Source organism: Micromonospora sp. DT44 (genome assembly GCF_049841635.1).
Lineage (GTDB): Bacteria > Actinomycetota > Actinomycetes > Mycobacteriales > Micromonosporaceae > Micromonospora.
On the sequence record NZ_JBNCKS010000016.1, the window covers coordinates 1 to 24791 of the forward strand.

The 24791-nt window shown below is 68.6% G+C and carries 18 protein-coding genes and 1 pseudogene; 13 read left to right on the forward strand and 6 right to left on the reverse strand.

The window, feature by feature from the left end; translation table 11 throughout:
- From ACLQ25_RS11665 to ACLQ25_RS11675, 3 genes are all read right to left on the reverse strand, one after another.
- The coding region (locus ACLQ25_RS11665) for a BTAD domain-containing putative transcriptional regulator (protein WP_425730892.1) at positions 1-1745 on the reverse strand (1745 nt) is incomplete at its 3' end.
- Positions 1746-1923: 178 nt separating this feature from the next.
- Complete coding sequence (locus tag ACLQ25_RS11670) at positions 1924-2070, reverse strand: hypothetical protein (protein ID WP_425730893.1); 147 nt, start codon at positions 2068-2070, stop codon at positions 1924-1926.
- 90 nt (positions 2071-2160) lie between these two features.
- Positions 2161-2655: a hypothetical protein gene (locus ACLQ25_RS11675; protein ID WP_425730894.1), complete on the reverse strand. Its 495-nt coding sequence runs from the start codon at positions 2653-2655 to the stop codon at positions 2161-2163.
- 546 nt (positions 2656-3201) lie between these two features.
- Between ACLQ25_RS11675 and ACLQ25_RS11680 the strand changes: the two genes are divergently transcribed.
- A complete protein-coding gene (locus ACLQ25_RS11680) occupies positions 3202-3573 on the forward strand; it encodes an OsmC family protein (protein WP_425730895.1) in 372 nt (123 codons plus the stop codon).
- Between the two features lie 124 nt (positions 3574-3697).
- Here the strand turns inward: ACLQ25_RS11680 and ACLQ25_RS11685 are convergent, their stop codons facing one another.
- The gene (locus ACLQ25_RS11685) at positions 3698-7732 is read right to left on the reverse strand and encodes a hypothetical protein (RefSeq protein WP_425730896.1); all 4035 of its coding nucleotides are present in this window, start codon (positions 7730-7732) and stop codon (positions 3698-3700) included.
- Between the two features lie 291 nt (positions 7733-8023).
- Between ACLQ25_RS11685 and ACLQ25_RS11690 the strand changes: the two genes are divergently transcribed.
- From ACLQ25_RS11690 to ACLQ25_RS11710, 5 genes are all read left to right on the forward strand, one after another.
- On the forward strand, positions 8024-8515 hold the full coding sequence (locus ACLQ25_RS11690; RefSeq protein WP_425730897.1) for a hypothetical protein: 492 nt from the start codon (positions 8024-8026) through the stop codon (positions 8513-8515).
- Positions 8516-8670: 155 nt separating this feature from the next.
- Positions 8671-11913, forward strand: a complete 3243-nt coding sequence (locus ACLQ25_RS11695; RefSeq protein ID WP_425730898.1) for a BTAD domain-containing putative transcriptional regulator — start codon at positions 8671-8673, stop codon at positions 11911-11913.
- A 179-nt stretch (positions 11914-12092) separates the two neighbouring features.
- On the forward strand, positions 12093-12923 hold the full coding sequence (locus tag ACLQ25_RS11700) for an AfsR/SARP family transcriptional regulator (protein ID WP_425730899.1): 831 nt from the start codon (positions 12093-12095) through the stop codon (positions 12921-12923).
- Between the two features lie 420 nt (positions 12924-13343).
- Positions 13344-14591, forward strand: a complete 1248-nt coding sequence (locus ACLQ25_RS11705; RefSeq protein ID WP_425730900.1) for an ATP-grasp domain-containing protein — start codon at positions 13344-13346, stop codon at positions 14589-14591.
- On the forward strand, positions 14588-15796 hold the full coding sequence (locus tag ACLQ25_RS11710; protein ID WP_425730901.1) for a hypothetical protein: 1209 nt from the start codon (positions 14588-14590) through the stop codon (positions 15794-15796). The genes ACLQ25_RS11705 and ACLQ25_RS11710 overlap by 4 nt, the downstream gene beginning before the upstream one ends.
- Before the next feature lie 57 nt (positions 15797-15853).
- Here the strand turns inward: ACLQ25_RS11710 and ACLQ25_RS11715 are convergent, their stop codons facing one another.
- Both ACLQ25_RS11715 and ACLQ25_RS11720 read right to left on the reverse strand, forming a co-directional pair.
- Positions 15854-18070 (reverse strand): tetratricopeptide repeat protein, encoded by a 2217-nt coding sequence (locus tag ACLQ25_RS11715; protein WP_425730993.1) that lies wholly within the window; start codon positions 18068-18070, stop codon positions 15854-15856.
- A pseudogene (locus ACLQ25_RS11720) lies at positions 18068-18681 on the reverse strand (AfsR/SARP family transcriptional regulator); the annotation flags it as partial. The pseudogene ACLQ25_RS11720 and the gene ACLQ25_RS11715, both read right to left, overlap by 3 nt.
- A 250-nt stretch (positions 18682-18931) precedes the next feature.
- Between ACLQ25_RS11720 and gntA the strand changes: the two are divergent.
- The 7 genes from gntA (at position 18932) to ACLQ25_RS11755 (ending at position 24640) form a co-directional block, all read left to right on the forward strand.
- Positions 18932-19636, forward strand: coding sequence for a guanitoxin biosynthesis heme-dependent pre-guanitoxin N-hydroxylase GntA (gene gntA / locus ACLQ25_RS11725; protein WP_425730902.1), 705 nt, complete (start codon positions 18932-18934; stop codon positions 19634-19636).
- On the forward strand, positions 19633-20100 hold the full coding sequence (locus ACLQ25_RS11730; RefSeq protein ID WP_425730903.1) for a GNAT family N-acetyltransferase: 468 nt from the start codon (positions 19633-19635) through the stop codon (positions 20098-20100). Before gntA ends, ACLQ25_RS11730 begins: the two co-directional genes overlap by 4 nt.
- Before the next feature lie 57 nt (positions 20101-20157).
- Complete coding sequence (locus ACLQ25_RS11735; RefSeq protein WP_425730904.1) at positions 20158-20904, forward strand: SDR family NAD(P)-dependent oxidoreductase; 747 nt, start codon at positions 20158-20160, stop codon at positions 20902-20904.
- The gene (locus ACLQ25_RS11740) at positions 20904-21938 is read left to right on the forward strand and encodes a hypothetical protein (RefSeq protein ID WP_425730905.1); all 1035 of its coding nucleotides are present in this window, start codon (positions 20904-20906) and stop codon (positions 21936-21938) included. Before ACLQ25_RS11735 ends, ACLQ25_RS11740 begins: the two co-directional genes overlap by 1 nt.
- A 52-nt stretch (positions 21939-21990) precedes the next feature.
- Entirely contained in the window at positions 21991-22611 is a 621-nt protein-coding gene (locus ACLQ25_RS11745) for a LysE family translocator (protein WP_425730906.1), read from the forward strand.
- Between the two features lie 43 nt (positions 22612-22654).
- On the forward strand, positions 22655-23365 hold the full coding sequence (locus tag ACLQ25_RS11750; RefSeq protein WP_425730907.1) for an MOSC domain-containing protein: 711 nt from the start codon (positions 22655-22657) through the stop codon (positions 23363-23365).
- A gap of 237 nt (positions 23366-23602) precedes the next feature.
- Positions 23603-24640: a hypothetical protein gene (locus ACLQ25_RS11755; protein ID WP_425730908.1), complete on the forward strand. Its 1038-nt coding sequence runs from the start codon at positions 23603-23605 to the stop codon at positions 24638-24640.
- The last annotated feature ends 151 nt before the right edge of the window (positions 24641-24791 follow it).

Consider the following 24791-nt stretch of genomic DNA (forward strand, 5'->3'; position numbering starts at 1 on the left):
TCTCCATGATGCTGGACATCCTCCCGGAGACCCCAGGTCCCCTGATCTCGGATGTCCGTCAAAACGGGGCAGGCCCACAGGGGGAGTTTGGACTGCACCGCTGCCCGAGCCGCAGTGACCGCGAGCGCGAGCGGGAGACGCCCACAACGGGTGATGAGCTCCGTGACGGCGTCCGGCTCCGCCGAGAGCCGCGCAGATCCGAGCCGGCGTGTGAGCAGCTCGTGAGCCTCACCCGGATCGAGCACATCAATGGCTATCGGTTCAGCGCCGTCCAGGGCGACAAGTCCGGTGAGCTGGTCACGGCTGGTCACCACGACGAAGCTGTCTGAGGTGTTCGGCAACAACGGCCGGACCTGGCTGGCGTCCCGAGCATTGTCGAGGACGACGAGTACCCGGCGGCCGGTCATTTCGCTGCGAAACTGGGCGACGAGGCTCTCCAATGTCGCGGACTGACCCGGCGCGGGCGCGCCCAGGGCAGTCAGGAACCCTCGTAGGACCTCGTCGGGCCGTGCGACCGCTCCAGTCGGGTCGAAGCCCCGCAGATTGACGTAGAGCTGGCCGTCCGGGAACCTCCCCGCCACCGAATGGGCCCAATGCACTGCCAGCGAGGTCTTGCCCACGCCCGCCATTCCGACAATGGTCGCCGCCGCCATCAACGCCGAAGCGTCCGTGCCATCGGAGAGCAGGTGATCCAGCCGCTTGAGCGGGAGCGCGCGACCCACGAACCGACTGACATCGGTCGGCAACTGACGTGGCACTCTGCCGGGACGGGCTCGGGCTGCCATCACGCGCGGCACCGCGGGCTCCATGATGTCGGGGCGAGGGGCGTGCGGCGATATGTCGTCCTCCTCGGGCGTGCCCTCGCCTGGCTCAGCCACCCCGGCCTGCGCCGCGAGCGCAGAATCGCCTTCCTGCCCGACGCTCGCACTGGTCGGGGGGCCGGACAGTACTTGCAGGTACGCGGCCTGTAGCAGCGCACTGGGGTCGATGCCGAGCTCCTCGGCGAGGCGGTCACGGACCGCGTGAAATGTCGACAGCGCTTCCGCCTGTCGCCCAGCCGCGCCAAGCGCGGTAATGAGACTGGCCTGAACCGGCTCATGGAACAATGCCATCGACGCGGCCAACCGAAGCGGCAGGAGGACCCGCTCCGGCTGGCGCAATGACACGGCCAGTTCGACGGCCGTCGTGCACACCCTGTGAAATTCGTCGTCGAGAGCGGCCAGCACCGGAGTTGCCGGACCCGTGGCAAGCCCACCCCCCGCCCGGCCCTTCCACAGATCGAGCGCCTCGACATAACAGTCGAGCGCCAGGTCGGGAGTTTGTCGGGCGAGCGCGGCGTGAGCGGCATCGATGAGCTTCCGGAACGCCGCAAGGTCCAGCACATCAGGCCCGGCGGTGAACACGTACCCGTTACCGTGGCGGTGCAGATAACTGCCGGGTGACCGCACCGGCACAGCGGGTTCGAGCAACCGCCGCAGTGCACCGACATACTTCTGGATCACGTTGAGCGCGCTGGCGGGGGCGTCGCCAGCCCAGATCAGATCGATCAGATCTCCCGTACTGACCGGTTGGTCCACACAAGCCGCCAAGAGGGCCAGCATCTGCGCCTGCTGTCTGGGCCCGGCGTTCAGTTCGACGCCGTCGCGCCACAGCCGCAACGAGCCAAGGATCTGTATACGCAGTGGACCGACCTGGGCTCGCAGCTCATCGCCGTCACGGCGAGCGGTCTGCGCTGACTCAGCCACGCCTGCCGCCTCCAGGATGACCCATAGACGTTGTCAAATCGCCACCTAGTCTGGTCGGACCACGAGTCTACTGAATCAGGGGCGGTCATAGGAGTGGTCTCAAGGGCGGTGGGCCGCAATCAGGTCCTTTGCTCTCCGATCGCCGACGAGCAGAAGAGAGGTCTCCGCCAGACCAACATCACCCATTGGCCGCACAGGTGCGCCGACGGTGGACGACGATGATGTCGGGGTCGAAGGCGGGCAGGAAACGGGCCAGGGTGAAGCGGCCCATCCGTTGCACTGGAGTGAACGTGAGACGCGCGGCGGCGAGCAGGCCTTCGGCCATGTCCGTGTGCAGGGCCGTCCACTCGGCGTCCGCCTGGGCCAGCTGGGCACGCAGGTCGGCGACGGTGGCGATCCGGGTGCCGTCGACGCGTCAGGGGTGCGGTGGCGAGGTCCACGGCGAGCGCCTCGACGTTGTGCCGTACCCCGGTCGCCTGCAGCCGGAGCCGTTCGCCGTCGGTGAGCTTCGGCCGATGCCGGACAGGAACCGGGACCGGTTGATGCCGTGCTGGGCGGCCAGTCCCTCCGCGACCGTGTACGGCAGTTCGTACAAGGCCCGCTGCTCGTAGTGGGAACGTCGCCACGCCTCCAGGATCGGTGTCTCGTAACGCCTCGGGCCACGCCAGTCGAACAGGACCGTACCGACCTCGCCGGGAAGTGGCAGATGGGCGTGCTGGGCCGCGACCGAGAACGACCGGCGGTACTTGACCGCGTCGAAAGCCGGATCCGGGCGGGCCGCCACCCAGTCACGTACGATCGCGCGGGTACGCCGGTTGTTGATCCCCAGTCGGCGTAGCTCGCGGAACACTCCGTACACCCGCTGTGGCGGCAGCGACCGCAGTCGCGCCGCGACCAGTCGCCCCTCCACGGCGCGCTGCTGGTCGCTGGCCTCCCGCGACGGTGCGGAGCAGGTTCGCCACCACCATCGCGGTATTGAGGTGGTTGATGTCCATGGCCAGGGTCGCGGCATACAGGTCGCGATAATTGCTCAATACGTACTCGTGCAGGAACGCCAACGACAGTCGCTGCGCCGCGGCTCCGGACTGGAACTCTCGCTGGCCCGTCGGTTCCGGAAGTCGCACCGAAGTCCCGCGGCCGGCCCGGCCACGATACCCGTCACGATCAACACAAGGCGACAGGAAAACGGCGCCAGGCACAGTAGCCAACCGGGATGGTCCGCTGAACCGGCTAGGGATACGAACCCCCCCTACTTCGACATGAAGAGACGCGGCCCTACCGCCTCCGCCGACCGGGCTCGAAACGGCGTCCTCCCGGTCCCTAGCCGGCCCGCCGCCCCTTGTCAGCGGCAGAGGCGAATGTCGCGGTATCTGGTGGCGGCGCTGGTGACGGGCAACAATGAGCCGGTCGGTTCAGGCACGGCGGACGGGAGCAACCGGTGGAGAGATTCGCGGTCGTGGTCGGCGCCGGTTCGTTCAGATCTGATGACGGTGGTGCGGTCGGGTTCCCTCATCGCTGGACACCTGAGGGCGTCACGGTCGAGGCGGACTTCACCGGGGCGCACCTGTTGCACCTCGCTGCGGCTGGCTGCGTCCTGAACGACATCTATCGGGAGGCAGGCGTACTCGGCATCCGGATCGACGGGGTACGGGTATCGGCCGAGGGAGGTTTCGACACCCAGACGTGGATATCGAGCGGCATCACCTACCGGGTCGAAGTGAGCTCACCCGCGTCCGAGGACGAACTTGCCACGCTGTTGGATCGTGTCGACGACGTCGCCGAGATACCGCGGGCGATTCGAGCCGGCGCCACGGTACGAAGGAGCTGACCCGCGCGCCGGCCAAATGAGCAGGAACAGCGGGCGGGACGGTCCGTCATCGGCGCGGAGCACGAGCGGAGCCGGAGCCCGGGCAGCCGACGGCTGCCCGGGCTCCGGGATCGTGAAGCTTTCGTCACGGATACATCTGCGCGACCGTGAAGTTCATCGACTGCGCGAAGAGGCTGACACCGGTCGGGCTGTTGGGGTGGAAGGACTGCGTCGATGTCGGGCCGTCCGGGGTGTCACCCGGCGACTTTTCCGTCACGACCCCGTGGATGCCGGCCGGCGAGCCGCAGACCGACTTGCCCGCGAACTCGTCAATCGGGTCGGAGTAGTACGTGATCGTCGCGCCGTGCGCGGTGTTGAAGTCGTCGACGACGTCCAGCTGCTCGTCACGCAGCAGCACGCTCATCTCGGTGAGCCACACCCGCTCCTCGTCGCTGAGGACGAGCTTGAGGCTGCAGGTCGGGTCGCCGCCGATCTCGACGAGCTTCGGGTATCCCATGAGCATGATCTTGGCGTTCGGCGCCTTCTTGTGAATTTCCTCCAGCACCTTCGTGTTCGACCGCGGAACCGCGTCGGCGATGCGGCGCCGGGTCGACACGTCCACGGTGTCCGTCTCGCCCGACAGTTTCGCCTTGAAGCAGTCCAGTGGGCCGGCCATGACGAGGCACTCCTTGACCACCGGGCCGAACCTCGCGTCGTTGCCGCCGATCGAGATCGTGACGAGCGTGGTGTTCTCGTCCAGGTAGCCCTTGTCGAGCTGGGACGTCTCCAGGTACTGGCCCATGCCCCGTTGACCGTCGGCGTTGCGGGGCTCGTTGCTGACGGTACGCAGGGGCAGGATGTTCTCCGTCTCCGCGCCCGAGCAGGCGATCAGGTGATAGTCCATGTTGACGTCGTGCTGTTGGCTCGTGATGTCCGCCCGCAGCCCGATCGGCGTGGACGACCCGGGTAGCACCGCCTTGCGTGACCACGCGTTCTTCGAGCGGTGGCAGCCGTTGCGGTAGGCGTTCTTGCTGTTGTTGTCCGACTCGCGGTAGTAGTCCGATCCGTTCGTTGGCGAGGCGCCCTCGCCCGACGAGAACGAGTCGCCGAGCGCCACCACCTGGTGCTGCGGCTTGCCCGGCAGCGGGATGAACGCCGCCGCGTCGAAGGCCACGTTCTCCTGCGGCCGACCCAGCGCCAGGTCGCCCTGCCCGCTGGCCGGCACATCGTCACGCAACTGCGCCAGCTCCTCGGGAGTCAGGTCCGCCACCGTGTTGGTCAGCTCCACCGTCGGGGCGTTGTTGAACTCGAACACGCCGAGCGCGACCCACCGGTTCGCGTACCCGCGCTGCTGGACCATGCGGGTCTTGACCACGCCGTTCTTTGTCGTGATCTTGTACGCCGCCTGCTGCGTGGTACCGAGGTGATCGGGAATGTGGACCATGACCCGCATCCAGCCGTTCACCGTCCGGTCCAGCGCCCACGTTCCGCTGACGTAGAGGTTGCTGCCCGGCTCGCGGGTGTGTGTGAACCAGTAGTGCGCGCCGTACCCGCCGCCGACCTGATGCAGGTCGATCTTGCCCGGGTACTGGAGCGTGCCGTTCTGCGTCTCGCCGGCGAACCCGTGCGTGAACGTGCCGCTGTTCGTTCGTCTGGAGCAGAGCCAACCGGCCTCGTCACGACGAGGGCTGACGACTTCGTTGATCACATCGTCGACCACGAGCGCGTTCGCCGGCAGTTCGGTGCCGCAGCTCGGGTAGTAACTCACCCCGGCGGCCGGATACGCCCAGCCGGGGTCGTACCTGATGGCGGCGTTCCCACAGTCCAGACAGCCCGGTTTCCAGTCCGCCGACCGGTTGTACCAGCACTTGAGGTCCCGTTCGCCGATGACGTTCACGTGGTGGCACGGGCCGGCCGGCTCGTCGATCACGTCCGGCGCCGTCGGCGGGAGGTTGTTGCCGTAGTAGCAGTCGTTGGACTGGTCGCAGAACGTCTGAAGGTGCGGCTTCACCCGCGCCCGCCCGTCGTTCGTGCTCCACCACGCGTACCGGTAGCCGTCGGTGTAGGTGTCCGGCTTCTCGATCGCGTTGAGCGGGTGTCCGGCCCAACCCATGATCTTTTCCGGGTACGGCCATTGGCTCGGGTGCCGCGCGTCGTCGTAGGTCTCCTCCAGGAACGCCTTGCGGTTCGCCGGGTACCGCGGATTGACCGGGTTGTTTGCCCAGCCGACGCCCCACGGCCCGTCCGTGCTTCCCTGCGGCTCGTAGAACCCGGTGTTGTAGGCCCACACCGCGAAGAACCAGCTCTCGATGTACTTCGGGTCGCCGCCGTTGACCTTCATGTTGTACGCGTGGACCTGGTTCCACTTGTCCTGCAGGATCCGCAACGACTGGGAGATGTTCGCGGCGAAGTCCACGGCGATGGCCAACTGCTGGTTGTACGGCAGCGGGACCTCGTTCGGCTTCTGAAACCCGGCCTTGCGCATACCGTCGGTGACCTGCCCGACGCCGTAGCCGCAGTCGGACTTGTCCCAGCGAATCGCCCAGTCGTCGCTCGTGTCGGCGTCGTAGATGTCGAGCCCGTAGTAGTTGCCGATGAGCGGGTTGCCGAACTCGCCCGGCAGCACGTGCGGCGATGCCTGCCACAGGTTCGACTCCTGGGCGAGGATGCCGAGCATGATCTGCGCGGGCACGTGGCCGCCGCCGTTGAGCGGCCGCATCGGGAACCACTGTGCGACGTTGTAGCCGGGCAGGCCGGACTGGTTGAAGTTGTTGCCCCGGTTGAGGATCAGCGAGTCCTGCACCGCCATGTCGACGACCCACTCGATCTCCCGGGCGCGCGGCTGGTACACCTGTACCCGCACGTCGTTGCGGGGGATCGCGCACCAGGCGGCCGTGTCGACCGGGTCGTGCAGCGGTGTCGCCAGCGTCGTGGCACCCGGTGTCGACCGGGCCCGCTCCGGCGTCCTCGGGTTCGCCCGAGCGCCGGCGTCGCCCGACGTCGGCGTGGTCGGCGCGACCGCGAAGTTCACGCTGCGACCGGTCGCCGGCACCTTGGCCTTCATGAGGAGCGACCGTCCGCGGCGGTCGTCCGCGGCCTGCGCCGCCCGCGGGTCGGTCGTCCACTTGATGTCGTCCAGCAGCAGGTCACCCTGACTGGACATCTCCGCCTGCACGGTCGCGTCGAGCTTCGCGACACCCGTGGGCAGTTTGTGCGTCCTGCCGGGGGTACCGGTGATGCCGACCCGACCGCCCGCGCCCTTGACCACGTTCATGTCGGTCGTGCCGCCCTCGGCCAGCGTGGCCGTCGCGCCGGACCGCACGACGGTCCGCTTCACCCGGCCGGCCTTGCTGTCGGCATCCATGTACACGACGCCGTCGCCGTTGGCCGCCAGCCGGAACGGTACGCCGGTGGTCCTCGCGACAGCCGACCGGCGGCCCTTGCCGTCGACCTTGACCAGCGCGCCGTTGTCGGCGGCGATGACCCTGCCCGCGACCGGTAGCGCCGAGGTGAGCTGGCCCGCGACCTGGATCGGCGGTGCCACGGAGCCGGTCGCGGCATCGAGCTGCGTCAGGCGGGTCTTGCCGGAGCCGGTGTCGCCGCCGGTGAAGGTGCTCAACACGACGTTCTCACCGGTACCGCAGCCGGGGCTGAAGTACGCGAGAGACGCGTGCGCGGCCACCTTCCGGACGGACTGGTTCTTGAGGTCCACGACCGCCACGAAGGCGCCGCGGTCGAACAGGTCGGGCTTGTTGGTGTAGGCGCGCGGCGCGTACGTGACGACCAGCCGCCGGCCCGACTCGGTGAGGCAGCCGTTGCCGATCCACTGGTCGGTCTCCAGCCCCGGCTCGCTCAGCGTCGCCGCGGTCGTCCAGCTGTAACCGGAGGCCGCCGACGCCACGAGCACATGCAGACCGGTCATGTCGCCGGAGAGGGTCCACGCCCGATCCTGCGACGTCCGCCAGCCCTGCTTGAGGGTCGAGTCCCGCTGGCCGGGCGGTACCGCGGTGAACGCCGCATCCTTCGGGGGCGGGTCCGGCGCCGCGGCGGCCGGCGCGGGAAGCGCCACGAGACCGCTGGCGACGAGCGACGCGGCGGCGAGCGCGGCAGTGAGGCCGCGACGGGCGGCGCCGGGGCTGAGCCCGCGCGGCAGCGCGGGGCGGGACGGTGATGTTGACACTGCGGATCCTCCAGGATGCTCGGGATCGATGCAGTGTCGGAACCGCGCACACCGTCGGCGCATCACGAGGTCATCGTGGACGTGCCGCTCCGGCGTCACGGCACGGCGTACCCCCGGCGAAACCGGCGGTACCGCGAGCCCCTCGTTCCTCTCCTGAGGCTCCGCGGTGCCCGCCGCAGACGGCGATGGCGGCGCGACGCGACGCGACGCGGATGACCTGACGATGCGGCCACGATGCGGCGACGCCGAAGGATCACCTCCACGACATGCAGCACGATTGAGGAGAACAGCATGAAGGTAGCGAAGGTCCGGACGCATCGCCTGGCACGAACGCTGATCGCCCTGGTGGCGTTCATGGGATTCGGCATGGTCGCCGCCGCGGTACCGGTGTCGCCGGCGCTGGCCGCGTGTTCGGGCACCGGCTGTCACAACGTCGATCCCAACGGTCAATGCAGCGGCACCCGGTACGGCTGGACCGGCGGCGGCTACGACAGCGGACTCGGCATCGTCGTGGTGAAGTCGCCCGGCTGCAGAGCGGCCTGGGCACGCCTGCAGAACGACCAGTACGTCCGCTACGCGGGTGCCACGTTCACCGTTCGCATCGAGCGCCGGGTGTGGTCGTCCTACGGCTACTGGTACACGGGCAGCCTCAGCAAGCAGTTCCTCTCCACCAACGGCGGGGTGTGGACCAACATGCTGGAGGATCTCGACTCCTCCGACGAGCACCAGGCCTGCTTCAACCTCAACGGCGGCGCCTGGACGTGCACCCCCTGGATCAGCTGAACGGCAGGCGGACGTCTGGGTCCCCCGGCGGCGCGGGGGCCCTGAGATCCGTCATCCGCGTCGGCTTGCGCCACCCGGGGAGCTGGCCGCCGGGTGCGTCCCACATAGACATATAGCCCTCCGTCGACGTCAGTGTGCCTTGTTAGCCTGCGGCTGTGGAGCTGCGACTGCTTGGCCCCGTCGAGGCGGTCATCGACGGACGGGTGGTGCCCGTCCGACGCCGTCAGGAGCGACGGCTGCTCGCCATCCTCGCGATACGACCGGGCCAGTTCCATTCGGCGGAGCGACTCATCGACCTGCTCTGGGAAGATCGGCCTCCGGCCCAGGCACGAGCGGGCCTGCAGGCCATGATCTCGCACCTGCGGTCCACGCTGGAGCTGGGCCGGTCGACGGAGCCCGCGTTGCTCGCCCGGCCCAACAGCTACGCGCTGGAAATCCAGGCAGAGCGGGTCGACGTGCACCGGTTCACCGCCCTGGTGACGCAAAGCAGGGGCGTCACCGATGCCGATCAGCGCATCGCGATGCTCAGTAGCGCGCTCGGTCTGTGGCGGGGCGCCGCCCTGGCCGACGTCTTCGACGACGCCCAGCGGGGCCGTCTCTTCCCGGATCTCGACGAGGCACGACTGACCGCGCAGGAAGAGCTGCTCGGCGCCCGCCTCGACGCCGGCCAGCACCGGGAGATACTGGCGCCGCTGCACGAGCTGATCAGTGAGGCGCCGACCCGCGAGCGCCCGGTCGAGCTGCTGATGCTGGCCCTGCACGGGATCGGTCGTCGCGGCGAGGCCATCGCGGCCTACGACGCCCTCACAGATCGGCTCGCCACCGACCTCGGTGTCGCGCCCGGAGAGCAGATCCAGGCGACGTACCGCAAGCTGTCGCGCGCCACCGCACCCTCGGACGCCACGCCCACGTCTTCCGGCGGGCCGGCGCAGCTACCGCTGCCGCCGGGACACTTCGTCGGCCGCGACGCCGAGTCGCGTCAGCTCGACCGCCTGCTCGCCGACGCGGCAGCGCCGCAGGTCCTGATCCTCTCCGCGGTCGTCGGCACGGCGGGTGTCGGAAAGACGGCGACCGCCATCCGGTGGGCGCACAGCGTCCGTGACCGCTTCCCGGACGGGCAGCTCTTCCTCAACCTGCGGGGTTACTCCCCCGGCCGGCCCATGCGGTCGGCGGAGGCGCTCGGCGCGCTGCTGCGGGGTCTGGGGGTGCCGGCGGGACGCATCCCGGCCGACCCCGAGGAGGCGTCGGCGCTCTACCGCACCGTCGTCGCCGATCGCCGGCTGCTGATCGTTCTGGACAATGCCCTCGACGCCGAGCAGGTGCGGCCGCTGCTGCCCGGGTCTGCGGACAGCCTGGTGGTGGTCACCAGCCGGGACCGCCTGACCGGGCTCGTGGCCCAGCAGGACGCCCACCGCCTGACCATCGGACTGCTCCCGGAACCGGACGCGATCGAGCTGCTCACCGTCCTGCTCGGCGCCGACCCCCGGGCCGCCGATCGTGACGCGATCCGGGACCTCGCCCAGGTCTGCGGTCGGCTCCCACTGGCGCTACGGATCGCGGCGGCGCTGCTGCACGACGAGCCGGACCTCGCGGTGTCGGCGTACGTGGGGCAGTTGCGGCAGCGCAGCGTCGCCGCCCTGGCGATCGACGATGACCCGAGCGTCGCGGTGCAGATGGCGTTCGACCTCTCCTACACCCGGCTCCCCGGCGAGGCCCAGCGGATGTTCCGCCTCCTCGGCACGGTTCCGGGGCTCAGTCTGTCGGTCGACGCGGTCGCACACCTGGCGCGGACAACCCCGGACGCGGCCCGCAGGACGCTGGCCCGACTTTTCGCGGCGCACCTGGTGGACTTCGACGACGATCGCGTCACGCTGCACGACCTGCTGGGTCGCTACGCAGGCCAACGCAGTGCGCAGCAGGCCGGCCGGCCCGAGGCGCCTGCCGTCCTCGCGCGCCTGTTCGCGTGGTACCTGGTCCGCGCCCAGGCTGCCGGTGACCTGTTGGCGCCGGGTCGGGTCCGCCTGGAGCTGCCGACGGGCCTGGCCACCGGTGACGCCGGCATCGGTGACCGTGACGCGGCACTGGCCTGGCTCGAGGCCGAGGAGTCAAACATGGTGGCGCTGATCAGGGCCGCCGCCGACGGCACGTCGAGGGCCGCTGCCGCCCTGCTCGCCGACCAGCTACGAACGTACTTTTGGGTCACCCGCAATTCACTGAACTGGCTGCTCGTGGCGCAGGCGGCGCTGCACGCGTCAAATGGGGACGCGCACCCCTCTCTGCGAGCGTCGGCACACATGAGTCTGGGCAACGTGTACCACCTCACGGGCAACCAACTGGTCGCGATCGCGCACCTACGACGGGCGGGTCACCTGTTCCGCAGCGCCCGGCACGCGCAGGGCCAGGCCGCCGCGGCCGGCTCGCTCGGCGCGGTCTTCGGTGATCTCGGGCAACTGGCGACGGCGGCGGCCTGCTTCGAGCACGCGTTGCGGCTCAACGAGCGGATCCGCCACCGTTACGGCATCGCGGTGATGGCGAGCAACCTCGGGACGATCTACGCCATGGCGGGTCGACTGCGGCTGGCGGTCGAGCGACTCACCGCCGCCATCGTCATCCACCGGGAGGACGGCGGACGACCCAACGAGGCGGTCATCCTCACCAACCTCGGCCTGGTGCGCACCGTCCGGGGTGAGTACCCGGCCGCCCTGGGCGATCTCCACGCAGCGGTGCGGACGGCCCACGAGGTCGACATGGCCTCGATCGAGGCGAACGCACTGGCGGGGATCGGCCAGATCCACACGCTACGTGGCGACGTGCCGGAGGCGAGGTCGGCGCTCGCAGCCGCGCAGCGTCTCGCCGACCGTACCGACGACTGGCACTGCAAGGCGTCGATCGACATCGCCGAGGGGGGCCTGCTCCGGCTGACCGGCGACCTCACCGGCGCGGCGGCCCGGTACACCCGGGCCGCCGAGTGGGCCAGGTCGGCGCGCACGTTGGCGACGGAGGCCGAGGCCCTGGTCGGCCTCGCCGCGTCCGTCGCCGAGGGGACGCCGCTGTTGGCCAGCTCCTCGTTGGAGCGGGCGGTCACGCTGGCCCGACAGTCCGGCGCCGCGGTGATCGAGATCGACGCGCTGGCGGCGTTGGGCGAGGTCGCCCGGAAGGACGGCGACGCCGTGCAGGCGGCCCGGCTCGCCGGCGAGGCGGCACATCGCGCGGAGGCGATCGGGGCACCCCTGGTACGCGCCCGCGCGCTGATCACCCTGGGTCACCTGGAGGACTCCTCGCGGGCCTGGCCGGAGGCGCTGGGCATCCTGGAAGCGCTCGGTAGTTCCGAGGCGGACGTCGTCCGGGCCCTGCTGGAACGGCACGACGGCCGTCCGGTCGGCGTCCCGACCGGATAGCCGATGGTGCTCCGGGCGGGAGCGGCGTCCGGGCGACGCGACGGTGAGGGCGGACTGACGTCGGGGGCGCTCCGGTTGGTTGGCAACGCCGTACGACGCTGCCAAGGAAACGCCAACCCGTGCTGGGCAACCTGGTGACCGGGCCGTGCGAGGGGTGCGGTCGGCATGGAGGTCATTGCATGGATTTCCGGATCCTCGGTCCGCTGGAAGCGTCCGTCGAAGGAACGCCCCTGTCGCTCGGCGGACGCCGGCAGCAACGGATTCTGGCCGTGCTGCTGCTGCGGGCCGGCCGGGTGGTCCCGGCCGACAGGCTGGTCGACTGCCTGTGGCCGCTGCGGCCGCCGGCCACCGCGGCCAGTCAGATCCGCAACTGCGCCGCGGCCCTGCGCCGCCTGCTCATCGCCGGCGGCCTGCCCGAGCGCTCGCTCGTACGGCGGCCGGGCGGTTACCTGCTGGATGTGGAGCCCGGCGAGCTGGACCGGACCCGGTTCGACGACGAGGCCCACCGGGCTCGGCGGTTGCTGGCTGCGGGTCGCGCGGCGGAGGCCGTCGGGTATTTCCTGCGGGCGGAGAACCTGTGGCGCGGGCCGGCCATCGCCGGTCTCGCCGATGGCGTGCTGGAGCCCGAGGCCATGAGTCTGGAGGAGTCGCGGCTGCAGGTGATCGAGGATCGGCTGGAGGTCGAGCTGAGTCTGGGCCGGCACGCGCGAGCCGTACCGGAACTCACCGCGCTGGCCCGAACTCATCCGGGGCGTGACCGCCTGCAGGCGGCATTCATGGTCGCGCTGTACGGCAGCGGGCGGGGTGCCGACGCGCTGGCCTCCTTCGACCGGCTGCGCTCGTCGCTGCGCCGTGAACTCGGCCTGGAGCCGAGCCGGCGGCTGCGGGACCTGCGCCAGGCCATCCTCACTGAGGACGATGCCCGGCTGCCGCCGACGGGCGGGTGGGGGCCTGCGCGTGACGGCGAGCCGCACCGGCAGTCATCTCTCCTTCGTCCGCAAGGGAGGTGATGCGATCGCGTCCACGCTGCCTTGTCAAGAAACTGTCAAGCTTTGTGCAACGCCGGGCGTGCAATGTCTAGATAGCAGGCATCGGTCACGAGAGGACGCAGTCATGTCCACCGAACAAGGCGTCATTGGGGCGGTAGCCGGAGCCGTGGCCCTGGTTGGAGCCCTCGCTGCGCCCGTGCGGGCGGCCCTGCTCACCGCCAGGGCGCGGTCGCGTCCGGATAGCGCTGTTGTATCCGGACGCGACGGTCGCAACGCTGCCGGTCGCCGCCCGGGCCCACGACAAATCGTTACGGAATAAGCCTTCCAGCCGATGTGAGTGTCCGTTGTGGATGGTGCTAGCTTGATCGATCGTGTCCATCTGTCCCGCCACCGCCGTCGTCGTATGACAGTCGATGTGCAGTACACGACTCAAGAGGAACGATGACATCAGTACTCATCGTTGAACCGGTATCTTCCGGCAACGAGCTCGTCGTCCGAGCCGCTGCCATGGGTTGGAACACCGTGGTTGCCAGCTTCGATGCCGACGACCGAACCCTGACGGCGGCGACCAAGGACCTGGCATCCACCGTCGTACGGGTAGATACGAATGACGCCCACGCCATCGTTGAAGCGGTGAGTCGCTCGCCAGTCGGGGCGGGACTCGATGGTGTCGTTGCCGGTTCGGAGTTTCACGTCGAGATCGCGGCGCTGGTTGCGGAGAAGCTCGGCCTGCCGGGCCTGAACACCGCCGATGTCGCGCTCGTTCGGAACAAGGCCGAGATGCGTGAGGCGCTGCAGCGCGCCGGCGTCCGGTCGCCCCGGCATCGGAAGGTGGCCTCCCGCGCCGAGGCGGAGCTCGCGTGCGCGGAGCTCACGTTCCCGGTGGTGGTCAAACCGGTTGAGTCGTCAAGCAGCATCCACGTCTTGAAGGCGAGCGACACGGCTGAGGCTGTACGGGCGTACGCCGCCATCGAAGCCGATGGCATGATCGACCTCGGCAGGCCGCTCGGTGACGAGGTCGTCATCGAGGAGTACGTCTCCGGCGACGAGTACAGCGCCGACGGATATGTTTGGCGCGGCGCCGTGCGCATCGCCGCAGTGACCAGGAAGCTCCTCGGCCCCGAGCCGACCTTTGTCGAGTTCGGTCACATCACACCCGCCCCTCTGGGACCGAACGATCTGGGTGCGATCGAGCGGTACGTCGGCCAGGTGGTCCGGGCGGTCGGGCTGGACAACAGCGTGTTCCATTGCGAGGTACGCCTGTCCACGAACGGACCGGTACTCATGGAGATCGCCGCACGGCTGCCGGGAGACCAGATCGTGCACCTGGTAGCCGACGTCACAGGTGTGTCGATGGCGGACGCCGCCCTGTTGATGGCGGTCGGCGCGAACCCGGAGACCTGCCTCGACGAACACGCGGCATCCGGTAGGGCTGCGGGCATTCGCTTTGTGGACCCCGGCAGCATCACCGCGTATACGCGTATCGAGGGATGGGACGACGTGCCGCGCTACGCCGATGTCGTGGAGCGAAAGGTGCTGGTCCCCGCCGGCGAGCAGATTCCCTCGACCTATGAGGCCCTTCGGCGTGTGGCCTATATCCGCTATCGCGCTTCCGATCCAGACACCGCTTTGACTATCAACGAGCGACTGGGCCGGGAACTGCGACCAGTTGCAGCGTATTCGTCGTGAGTATCGCGAGATATTATGTGATGCGGTTCGCCAGCTGGCTGTGCGACTATTTGGTCCTGTTCGCCGTACCAGTGCTCGCCTACAGCTTGACCGCCGATGTGCGCTGGTCGGGCGCGGCGGTTTTTTTCCAATGGGGACCGAGGCTCCTGGGACTGTCGGCAGCGATCCTGCGGCTCGACAATATACGGCAGCGGACCTTGATGGTCGTTGCGGATCTGACCAGGACTGCGACGGCGCTCGTGGCTGGGCTGATGATGGCGGTATATCCCGGTGCAGTGCTGCCGGTGCTGATGATATTTGCGATGGTCGTGGGCCTCTGCTTCGAATTGACTTTCGTCGGTGGCGAGAAGATCGGACTGTCCTTGGTCCGCCCCGAGGGGCAGGAGCGATTCCAATCGCAGCTGACCGCCTTCGAGCAGGCGGCGATAGTCCTGGGGCCGGCGGCGGCGGGCGTGGTGCTGTCGTTCCCACCGCCGGTGCTGATGTTCGTGGCGGCGGGTCTGTTCGGAGTCTCGCTGCGGATGTCGATATCGGTCCCCTCGGACGGTACGGCGCCCACCTCGACAGCGAAGCGCACCCTGCGCGCGACCGTACGCGGTGCGCTCGAGGACCCCGTCCTGCGACGGATCGTCCTGGTCACCATGGGCCTGAATTACGTGCTCGCGCTGATCAACGGGGCTGCGCCCCAGATCGCGTTCGGAACGTTCGGGACAAGCAGCAGTGAGCTGGGCCTGATGTACGCGGCGAGCAGCGTGCCGGCCATCGTCGGCCTGTTGACCTTCCACCGGCTGACCTCGCGTGTGCCGCTGTCGACGATCGGGATCGCGGTCGCGGTGGGGATGTGCCTGGCCGCGTTGGGCGTCGCGCTGGGGGCCCGGCTCTGGGTTTTCGCTGGATGCCTCGGTGCGTTCCTGTTGCTCGACGCATTCTTCAGCGTGTACATCCGGGTCGTTAGAGCGCGTCGGGTGCCACTGGAGAACTACGCGGCGACCGTGGGGCTCTTTGGGATGCTGCTGATTGTGCCGATGCCGCTCGCCGGACTCACACTGGCCGCTGTCGGGAACTTCATTGCCCCAGCGGTGCTCATCTCGGCGTCCGCTGCGGCCGTGCTTATCGCCGCCGTCACCGCATTACCGAGAGGGCGAGCCCTCCTGGTGGCCCCCGTCGCCGTCCGGGTAGGGGCGGCCACCAGTCACGATTCCTGAGCCAGGACTATCTGCCGCGAGCTCGGCCGGCCGGCCCATGCCGGGCCGGCCGGGCGATCAGCGCCCCCAGCCGATCCCGGATTGCGCCTGCTCGAGACCGGTCAGCCTTTCCCGCACCGTCTCGGCGTCGGGGTGATTCAACTCGTCGAGGATGACCACGGCCTGCTGCCAGCATCCCTTGGCACCCGCGAAGTCGCCCAGTGTCATCAGAGTGTTGCCGAGGTGGTGCTGGCTGTCGGCCTCGGCGTAACGGTTCCCGGCCTCCCGGTTCAATCTGATCGCCTCGCGGTAGCACTCGAGCGCCTCGGCCGAATAGTGCAGCTGGTGGTTGATGTAGCCCAGGCTGTCCCAGGTCGCCGCCTGCCCAGAGGGATCGCCGACCTCCCGCAGCACCATCAGGGCCCGGCCGCAGTAGTCCTTGGCGGCCTCGTACTGCTCCAACATGGCCAGCGACCAACCGACATTGTTGAGCGAGACCGCGTGCGCCAGCCGGTCGTTCGCGATCTCGGCCAGCATGAGGGCGGCCTGATCGTGGTCGAGCGCTTCGCGGTGGCGGCCCTGCCGCTCGAAGACGCGCGCCAGGGCCAGATGCGCCTGGGCCTGATCACTCGTCGAACCGACCTCGCAGGCGAGGTCGAGCGCACTCCGGCTGTGCGTGTAAGCGTCGTCGTACTGGCCCAGCCAGGCATGGGCCACCCCGATGCCGCGGTGCGCCTGACCCATGGCGCGCCGGTCGCCGAGCCGCCGGGCCGCGTCCAGGGCGAGCCGCTGCGTGTTGATCTGGTCCCGCCAATGGCCCTGGCGGTTGAAGTACTCCATCAGCGATCGAGCGAGGCTGCACAGGCTCGCGTCATGACCCTCATCCGCGGCCCGGCGAACGATGTCGAGCAGCATCGCGTGCTCGGCGGTAAACCACTCCACCGATTCCCGGGCCGTCGTGAGACGGGAAGATCCGGCGTCCGGGCCCTCCACAGGGTCCTGGGACAGATGCCGCTCGAGCAGTACGGCGGCGCGGCGTGACGAGGTCACGTAGTGGGTGAGCAGCCGGCGAACAGCGGCGGACCGCTCCTCCGCGGTTTCCACCGCGCGGACCAGGTCCATCGCATAGCCCCGGAGCAACTCGTGCAAGGACAGCCGGGCCAGCTTGTGCTCGCTGACCATCTGGGCGTCCTGCAGCTCATTGAGCAACGCCCTCGTCGTGGGCAGGTCCAGCGCCGCGAGGTGGGCCACGGCCAGTTCGTCGATGTCCGGACCGGGCGAGAGTCCCAGCAGGCGGAACAGTCTCGCCGCGGCCGGGCTCAGCGTCCGGTAGGTCCACACGAATACGACGTGGACGCCCCTCCCGGCCTCGGCCGGCGCCTCGGTCGATCCAACAGCCACGTCGAGCTCGTCGGCGAGCGTACGAAGGTCCAGGTCAGGGTGGGTCGCGACGCGTGCGGCGACGAGGGCCAGGGCGAGCGGCAACCCGGCACACCGGGCGACGAGCCGGTCGACGGCCGCACTGTCCGCCGCGACCCGAGCGGCGCCCAGCCGGTTGGAGAGCACCCGCCTGGCCTCGTCGTACGGCAATGGGCCCACCGCGATCGGATGAGCGCCCTCGCTCGCCACGAGGCTGGGCAGCGCACGGCGACTGGTGACCAGGACCAGGCAGTCGGCGGTGCCGGGCAACAGGGGCCGGACCTGGTCGACGTCACGCGCGTTGTCCAGAACCACGAGCATTCGGCGACCAGCGACGTAGCTGCGGTACAACGCCGCCTGTGCCTCCAGGCTGACCGGGATGCTCTGCGGCGGCACCTGGAACGTGTCCAGGAACATGCGAATGACCTCTTCCGGCCGCACCACCACGCCGCTCGGCTCGAAGCCTCGCAGGTTGGCGTACAGCTGCCCCTCCGGGAACTGCTGCGCCACCCGGTGTGCCCAGTGCACCGCGAGTGAGGTCTTGCCTGACCCAGCGGCACTCCAAAGGACGCACAGCGCGGGCTGCTTCTCCGCCTGGGAGCTTTCGAGAATGTCCGTCAACTGGGCCATCTCCGATTCGCGGCCGGCGAACCCCCGGACGTCGATCGGCAGCTGCGCCGGAACGACCAGGTGCCGGCGCGGTGCGGGCCCGGCGACGGCATGGGTCGGACGCTGCGGCGGGATCCGGACCTGCGGCGCGAGAACGGCGTCACGACTGGTCGCCGGGCCGGTAGGTCCGATCCGGTCACCCTGCAGGATCGCCTGCTGCACCTGCTGCAGCTCGGGACCCGGCTCGATGCCGAGCGCATCGACCATTTGCCGGCGCACGGCCGCGTAGCGGTCGAGGGCCTCGCTCGTGCGTCAGCGGCGTACTGGGCCTGAATCAGTGTCGCCGCCAGGCTTTCCACCAGCGGAAAGTCGTAGGCCAGCGCGTTCAGCTCGGCGATGACCGCCTGTGGGTCCCCGATCGCCAGCTCCGTCCGGGCCCAGGCGACCACGGCGTCCAGCCGCTCCAGCGTCCACGCGTTCCGAGTGCGTTCGGCCCAGGCGCTGTTCAGGCCGGCAAGTGGCTCGCCGCGCCACAAGGCGACGGCTTGCCGGAGCAGTACCCGCGCGTCGGCCTCGGAGCACAGCCGCCTGTCGGCCCGCTTCACCAGCCTGCGGAAACGGTGTAGGTCGATGTCGTCGGGCTCCATGTCGAGGCGGTAGCCCCCCGAGCCCAGCACCAGCCGGGCCGGATCCCCGAATCCCGTATCGATTGTCTCCAGCGATCGCCGGATGCGGGTGATGTGACTGTGCAAGGTGCGCCGCGCCCGCTCGGGTGGCTCCTGGCCCCACACCCGCTCGACGAGCACATCGGCCGGCACCGTCCGTCCGACCTCCACGGCCAGCGCGGCCAGGACCGTGCACTGCTGCGGTCTTCCCATCGACGACGGCCGACCCTGCGATCGACCCTCCACCGGCCCGAGAATGATCAAGCCCACAATGCCCCCGTAGATCACCTAAGCCCGAAACACCCCTGCGGCCCAGGTAGCACCTCATCGTGTCAACGTCGCTGTCAACTCGCCGTCAAGAAATCAGCCTACATCACTGGCCATGCTTGACCAAGACAGATGGCTGGGGGGGTCATGTTCGTGCCTATATCACGGTGGTGCAATCAAGTTACGGGGAATTTCGATGGCTCGACAGGATGACTTTGCCCAGAAATCTAGGCCTCCGACATCAGCATTCGAGGATTGGATTGATGGCACCGCTTTCTCCTGCCTCGGAGCACGCGCGTCGTTACGTCAGAAGCAATTGTATTGCGTCGAGCTGAAGTCGATGCTCGACCTCGACAGCACTCGGGAACTGCACCGGGAGATTGTCGGCTTCGTCGACCGGACCCGGCTGCACGAGACCAGGTTCAGCTCCTTCGCGGCGATTTTCGAGAATCCGCGGCGGCTGAGCGAGGTGGAGTTCGAGCACACCCTCTGGACGCAGCTCGCCATGCTTCGCCAAGTGGATCGGGAGAAATACGCGTGGGCGCCGGGCGTCTCCAGTGACCCCCATGCCCTGGACTTCGCCTACAGCGTCGCCGGACATCCGTTCTTCGTCGTGGGTCTGCACTCCCAGGCGTCGAGGATTTCCCGTCGGTTCACGCACCCGGTGCTCGTCTTCAACTCCCACAAGCAGTTCGACCAGTTGAAGCAGGATGGGCTCTACGCCTCGCTCCAGGACAAGATCCGGGCCCGCGAGCTGCGGCTTCAGGGGTCCATCAACCCGAACCTCGCGGACTTCGGGGAGCAGCCGGAGGCCCTCCAGTACTCAGGACGGCCGCAGCCGGCAGAGTGGCGGTGCCCGATCTCGGGCGCCTCGGCGACGTTCGACGGGATGGCTCGGTGAAGACCGCGGTCAGTAAGGCTCGTCTCCTGTCGCTGCGACGAGCCCGCCGGGCGGACGCGGAGGCCCTGCACGACCTGTCCGCTCCGTTCGTCGCGCTCGGTCGGCTGCGCCATCGCGACGTCGGTGAGTTCGCCCGGCGTCACGCCGACTTCCTGGTCGTCGAGGACGACAGCCGGATTGTGGCCTGCGCCGGCGTCCAGCGTTTCGGGAGCGACTGGGTCCTGGACAACCTGTGCGTCCAGAGCAGCTTCCAGGGCCGCCGGACCGGGAGCCTCCTGCTCGACAGGATCCTCCAGGAGGCGGCCCGATCATCGGCGCGTGCACTGTACGCGGCGTCCAGCCCGGCCAACGCGTGGTTCCTCGGACACGGGTTTGTTGAGGTCGGGCCCCCTGCCGGGCCTCGGCGCTGGGTGAGCCAGCTGGATCCCACGCGCAATTCCGTCGTCTACCGCCGCCGGATCTGACGGTCGTCGGCCTACGGGAAAGGGTACAGAACAGTGACAAACCTGCCCTCTGCGATAGTGACCGGCGCCTCGTCGGGATTCGGCCGGGCCACCGTCGAGCGACTGGTGAAGACCGGGCGGCCGGTCGTGGCGCTGGCCCGTCGCACCGAACGACTCACCGAACTCGCCGACCGCCTCGGCCACGACCTGGTGCATCCGCTGACCGTCGACGTACGGGACGGAGACGCCGTCGCCCAGGCTCTCGGCAACCTGCCCGCACCGTTCTCCGATGTGGGCATCCTCGTCAACAATGCCGGTCTCTCGAAGGGCTTCGGCCCGATTCAGGACGCCGATCTGCGCCACTGGCGCGAGATGGTCGACACGAATGTGCTGGGACTCCTGCACTGCGTCCGCGCGGCCCTGCCCCTCATGCTGGCCGCCGGCCGCGGCCACGTGGTGAACATCGGCTCCATTGCCGCGGTGTACCCCTACCTCGGTGGGAACGTCTACGGCGGCACCAAGGCATTCGTCCACCAGCTCAGTCTCAACATGCGAACCGACCTGGAGGGTCGCGGCATCCGCGTCAGCTGCATCGCCCCCGGCATGGCCCGTACGGAATTCGCTGTGACCCGGTTCGACGGGGATCAGGAGCGAGCAGACGCCCTGTACGACGGCACCGACCCGCTCACCCCGCAGGACATCGCCGAGGCGGTGGAGTGGTGCATCTCCCAGCCTCAGCGAGTCAACGTGAGCCTCATCGAGCTCATGCCCACGGACCAGCCATTCGGTCTCAGCTTCCGCCCGAGCCGAACCAAGGAGCAGTGATGACGCACACCGTCTGGAGTGTCAACGACTGGGATCCGCTGGAGGAGGTCATTCTCGGCTCCGCGGCCGGCCTCACCCCGCCTCCGGTGGACGTTTCGCTGAGGCACTTCTTCGAGCCCCCGGCGGATGCCGGGAACGAGCGGATCGACGCCAGCACGCTGCAACGCGTGGTGGACGAGACCGAGGAGGACTTCGCCCAACTGACCGAGACGCTGACGAGTGCCGGCGTACGGGTGCGCCGCCCGGACGCGACCACTGTGGGCCGGAGCTACGCCACTCCGGAGTGGGATTCGGTCGCCATGCACGCGCTGATGCCGCGGGACTGCCTGCTGGTGATCGGCGACCGCATCATCGAGGCGCCGATGCCGATGCGTGCCCGCTACTTCGAGACCGCCCCGTTCCGGGGCCTGCTCCGGGAGTACTCCGATGCGGGCGCCTCCTGGTTCTCGGCACCGAAGCCCCTGCTGCCCGACGAGACCTACGTGTACGAACCTGGCGCCTCGGTCGTGGCGGAGCGTGAGCCGTTGTTCGACGCCGCCAACATGCTCCGGTGCGGGACCGACATCTTCTTCAACGTGAGCAACACCGGTAACCGGCGGGGGGCGGCCTGGCTACGCCGGCAGCTGGGCTCGGACTTCCGGGTGCACGAGATCTCCATCTGCAGTGATCACGTCGGAACGACGTTGCACATCCTGCGGCCGGGGCTGCTGCTGGCCAACTCGGAACGCCTCACCGCGGATCGGATTCCCGCCCCGCTGCAGTCCTGGAAGACCATCTGGGTGGACACACCAGAGGACGACGGCTATGCCTTCGACTGGCCGCGCGCCTCCGTCTGGGTCGGCATGAACATTCTGGCCATCGGCCCCGACACGGTCGTGGTGCCGGCCAACCAGACCCGGGTGATCAAGCAGCTGGAGAACGCCGGGATCACCGCGGTCCCCACCAGCTTCCGGCACGGCCGCACCTTCGGTGGCGGACTGCACTGCTGTTCGCTGGACGTACGCCGGCGCGGCGGACTCGAGACGTACCTGTGACTCCGTCGCGTTGGCGACGCTTTTCCGGAGCTCAGCAGAAAGGACCAGCCGGTTGACGCTCACCATCCTTGCCTCGTTCGCTCTCAGTGCGTTCCTGCTGAACCTGAGCCCCGGGCCGTCGATCCTTTACGTGATGTCCCGCAGCGTCGTCAACGGACGGATCGCCGGAGTGTTCGCGGCCTTCGGGCTGGCCAGCGGGAGTGCGATGTGGGCGCTCCTGACGGCGATCGGCGCGTCCGCCCTGATCGCCTCGTCCGAGCTGGCCTTCACGATGCTGCGGATCGCCGGTGCGGCGTACCTGCTCTATCTGGGCATCTCGGGGCTCCGTGACCAGCCGTTCACGGTGCGAACCGAGAGACCGGCCAGGGTGTCCGGCTTGCGCAGCTACCTGCAGGGCTTCGTAGTGGAGGGCACGAATCCGAAGACGGTCACCTTCTTCCTCGCCCTGGTCCCGCAGATCATCGTCAGTCTCGACGACCCGGGCCTGCTGGTCCTGATCGGGTTCTGCTTGATCGTTCCGCTGACCGCCCTGCCCATCGATGTCACCGTCGGGGTCACCGGAGGCACCCTGGCCTCCAAGATCGCCAGACGTCCCCGGGTGGGGCGTGCGCTCAACTACCTGTCGAGCGCCGTCCTCATCGCTCTGGCCAGCCTGGTGCTGTTCGACCGATGACCGGCCCAGCCAACCGTCCGGGCCTCGCGCAAAGGAGTCTCTCGTGTCCGCTGTCGAGGCGACAGTCGAAGCACTCTACCGATACCCGTTCAAGTCCATGCAGGGCGAGCCGGTCGATGACGTACGGCTGGACAGCCGCGGAGTTGCCGGCGACCGCGAGTGGGCCGCCACCTTCCCGGACGGGCGGGTGGGCAGCTGCAAGACCTGGAAGCACGTCCGTCGCCTCGACGGCCTGCTCGCCTACGCGGCGCGCACACGCCACGGTCGCGTCGAGGTTCACACGCCGAACGGCGCCGTGCTGGCTGCCGGCGACCCCGACCTCGACGCGGCGCTCACGACGCTGGCCGGTGAGCCGGTGCGGGCCGCCCGGGAATCGGGCACACCTCACTTCGACATCGGCGCGGTCCACCTGATCTCACGCTCCTCCCTCAAAGCGCTGGCGGCCGAGGTGCCGGGAGGCACCGTGGTCCCGGTGGCCCGCTTCCGGCCCAATATCGTCATCGACGGGGAGTGGGGGCCCGGATTCGGGGACGACTGGATCGGCCGCGAGGTGTCCATCGGGGAGACCACGAGACTCGAGATCACCGAGCAGACCGAGCGGTGCGTGACGGTCACGCTGCCGCAGCCGGGCGTGCCCCGCGACAAGGACGTCCTGCGGGTGCTGGCCGAAAAGAGACACACAAACTTCGGGGTGTACGCGAGGGTCATCCGTGAGGGCCCGGTCCGGTTCGGCGACCGTGTCCGCGTGAGTTGAAGCCCGCCGTCTCGTCGCGATCTACAGCGACGGGCACGGCACGCCATCGACGTCGACGCTCACCTCAATCTGCCGTGCGCCGCAGGGCAACCGGACTTGCCTACCCGACGATCACCGACGTCAGACGGACAAGGCCGGCAACGCACCTGCGCGGCCCGGCAGCTTTGATCCTGCTGCGCGCGACCTCAGAGGCGTGGACGTGCCCGGCTGCCTGCCACCCGATCGAGGGGATTGCCGATGACCGTTAACGCCGTGTGGAGCAGCAACGACTGGGACCCGCTGGAGGAGGTCGTGCTGGGCACCGCCGTCGGCTTCACTCCCCCGCCCGTGGACCCCTCCCTCCGCCACTTCTTCGAACAACCGGTCGAGGCGGAACGCGAGAAGATCCCCAGCGCGATGCTGGATCGAGTCATCGACGAAGCGGAAGAGGACTTTCGCGATCTCACCGCGGTACTCGAGTCGCACGGTGTCGCCGTTCGACGCCCCGAACCCCTGGTGCCGGGACAGCATTATGCGTCGCCGGACTGGGCGTCCGTCGCGATGCATGCGCTCATGCCGCGAGACTGCCTGTCGGTCATCGGTGACATGCTGATCGAGGTCCCGATGCCGATGCGGTCCCGGTACTTCGAGGTCTTCCCGTACCGCGACCTGCTGCGCGGGTACTTCGATTCTGGAGCCCGATGGCTGTCGGCGCCGAAGCCGAGGCTGCCGGACTCCACGTACATCTACGAGTCGAATGCTTCCGTAGTTGCCGACGAGGAGCCCTTGTTCGATGCCGCAAACCTCCTGAGATGCGGCTACGATATTTTCTTCAACGTCAGCAGCACCGGTAACCGGCGAGGTGCGAGTTGGCTTCAGCGAATTTTGGGGCCGGATTTCACGGTCCACGAGATGTCCATCTGCGCTGATCACGTGGACACGACACTGCACATACTTCGGCCGGGCTTGCTGTTGGCCAATGCAACGAAAATGACGCCCGAAATGATTCCGAGCCAGCTGCGGAGCTGGAAGACGCTCTGGGTCACCGATATCGAGGATGACGGTTTCGCCTTCGACTGGCCACGAGCTTCTCGCTGGGTCGGGATGAACCTCCTCGCGCTGGGCCCGGATCGCGTGCTCGTCCCGTCCAACCAGGTTTCCCTCATGCGTCAACTGGAGCAGGCCGGCGTGGAGCCGGTGCCCGTACGGTTCCGGCACGGCCGTTCCCTAGGGGGCGGATTGCATTGCTGTTCTCTCGATATTCGGCGCCGGGGAGAGTTGACCAGGTACTTCTGATTTAGTCGGTGGCGGTCCTCGATGCTGGCGGCATCGAGGGTTTCGGGGTGCCCATTTTTGTTGCAATTTTCGGTAGGCAGAGTCCTGCACGGACGGGCTTGACGCCCACGAGAATCACTGGATAGCATTCACCCGCATCAATATAGATACT

What these genes read in the sequence shown, in the direction of transcription:
- ACLQ25_RS11670 (WP_425730893.1), bottom strand. Translation starts at nt 2,070, where the DNA reads ATGGCCGAAGGCCTGCTCGCCGCCGCGCGTCTCACGTTCACTCCAGTG.
- gntA (WP_425730902.1), top strand. Translation starts at nt 18,932, where the DNA reads ATGGCTCGACAGGATGACTTTGCCCAGAAATCTAGGCCTCCGACATCA.
- ACLQ25_RS11700 (WP_425730899.1), top strand. Translation starts at nt 12,093, where the DNA reads ATGGATTTCCGGATCCTCGGTCCGCTGGAAGCGTCCGTCGAAGGAACG.
- ACLQ25_RS11705 (WP_425730900.1), top strand. Translation starts at nt 13,344, where the DNA reads ATGACATCAGTACTCATCGTTGAACCGGTATCTTCCGGCAACGAGCTC.
- ACLQ25_RS11715 (WP_425730993.1), bottom strand. Translation starts at nt 18,070, where the DNA reads ATGGTCGATGCGCTCGGCATCGAGCCGGGTCCCGAGCTGCAGCAGGTG.
- ACLQ25_RS11690 (WP_425730897.1), top strand. Translation starts at nt 8,024, where the DNA reads ATGAAGGTAGCGAAGGTCCGGACGCATCGCCTGGCACGAACGCTGATC.
- ACLQ25_RS11755 (WP_425730908.1), top strand. Translation starts at nt 23,603, where the DNA reads ATGACCGTTAACGCCGTGTGGAGCAGCAACGACTGGGACCCGCTGGAG.
- ACLQ25_RS11740 (WP_425730905.1), top strand. Translation starts at nt 20,904, where the DNA reads ATGACGCACACCGTCTGGAGTGTCAACGACTGGGATCCGCTGGAGGAG.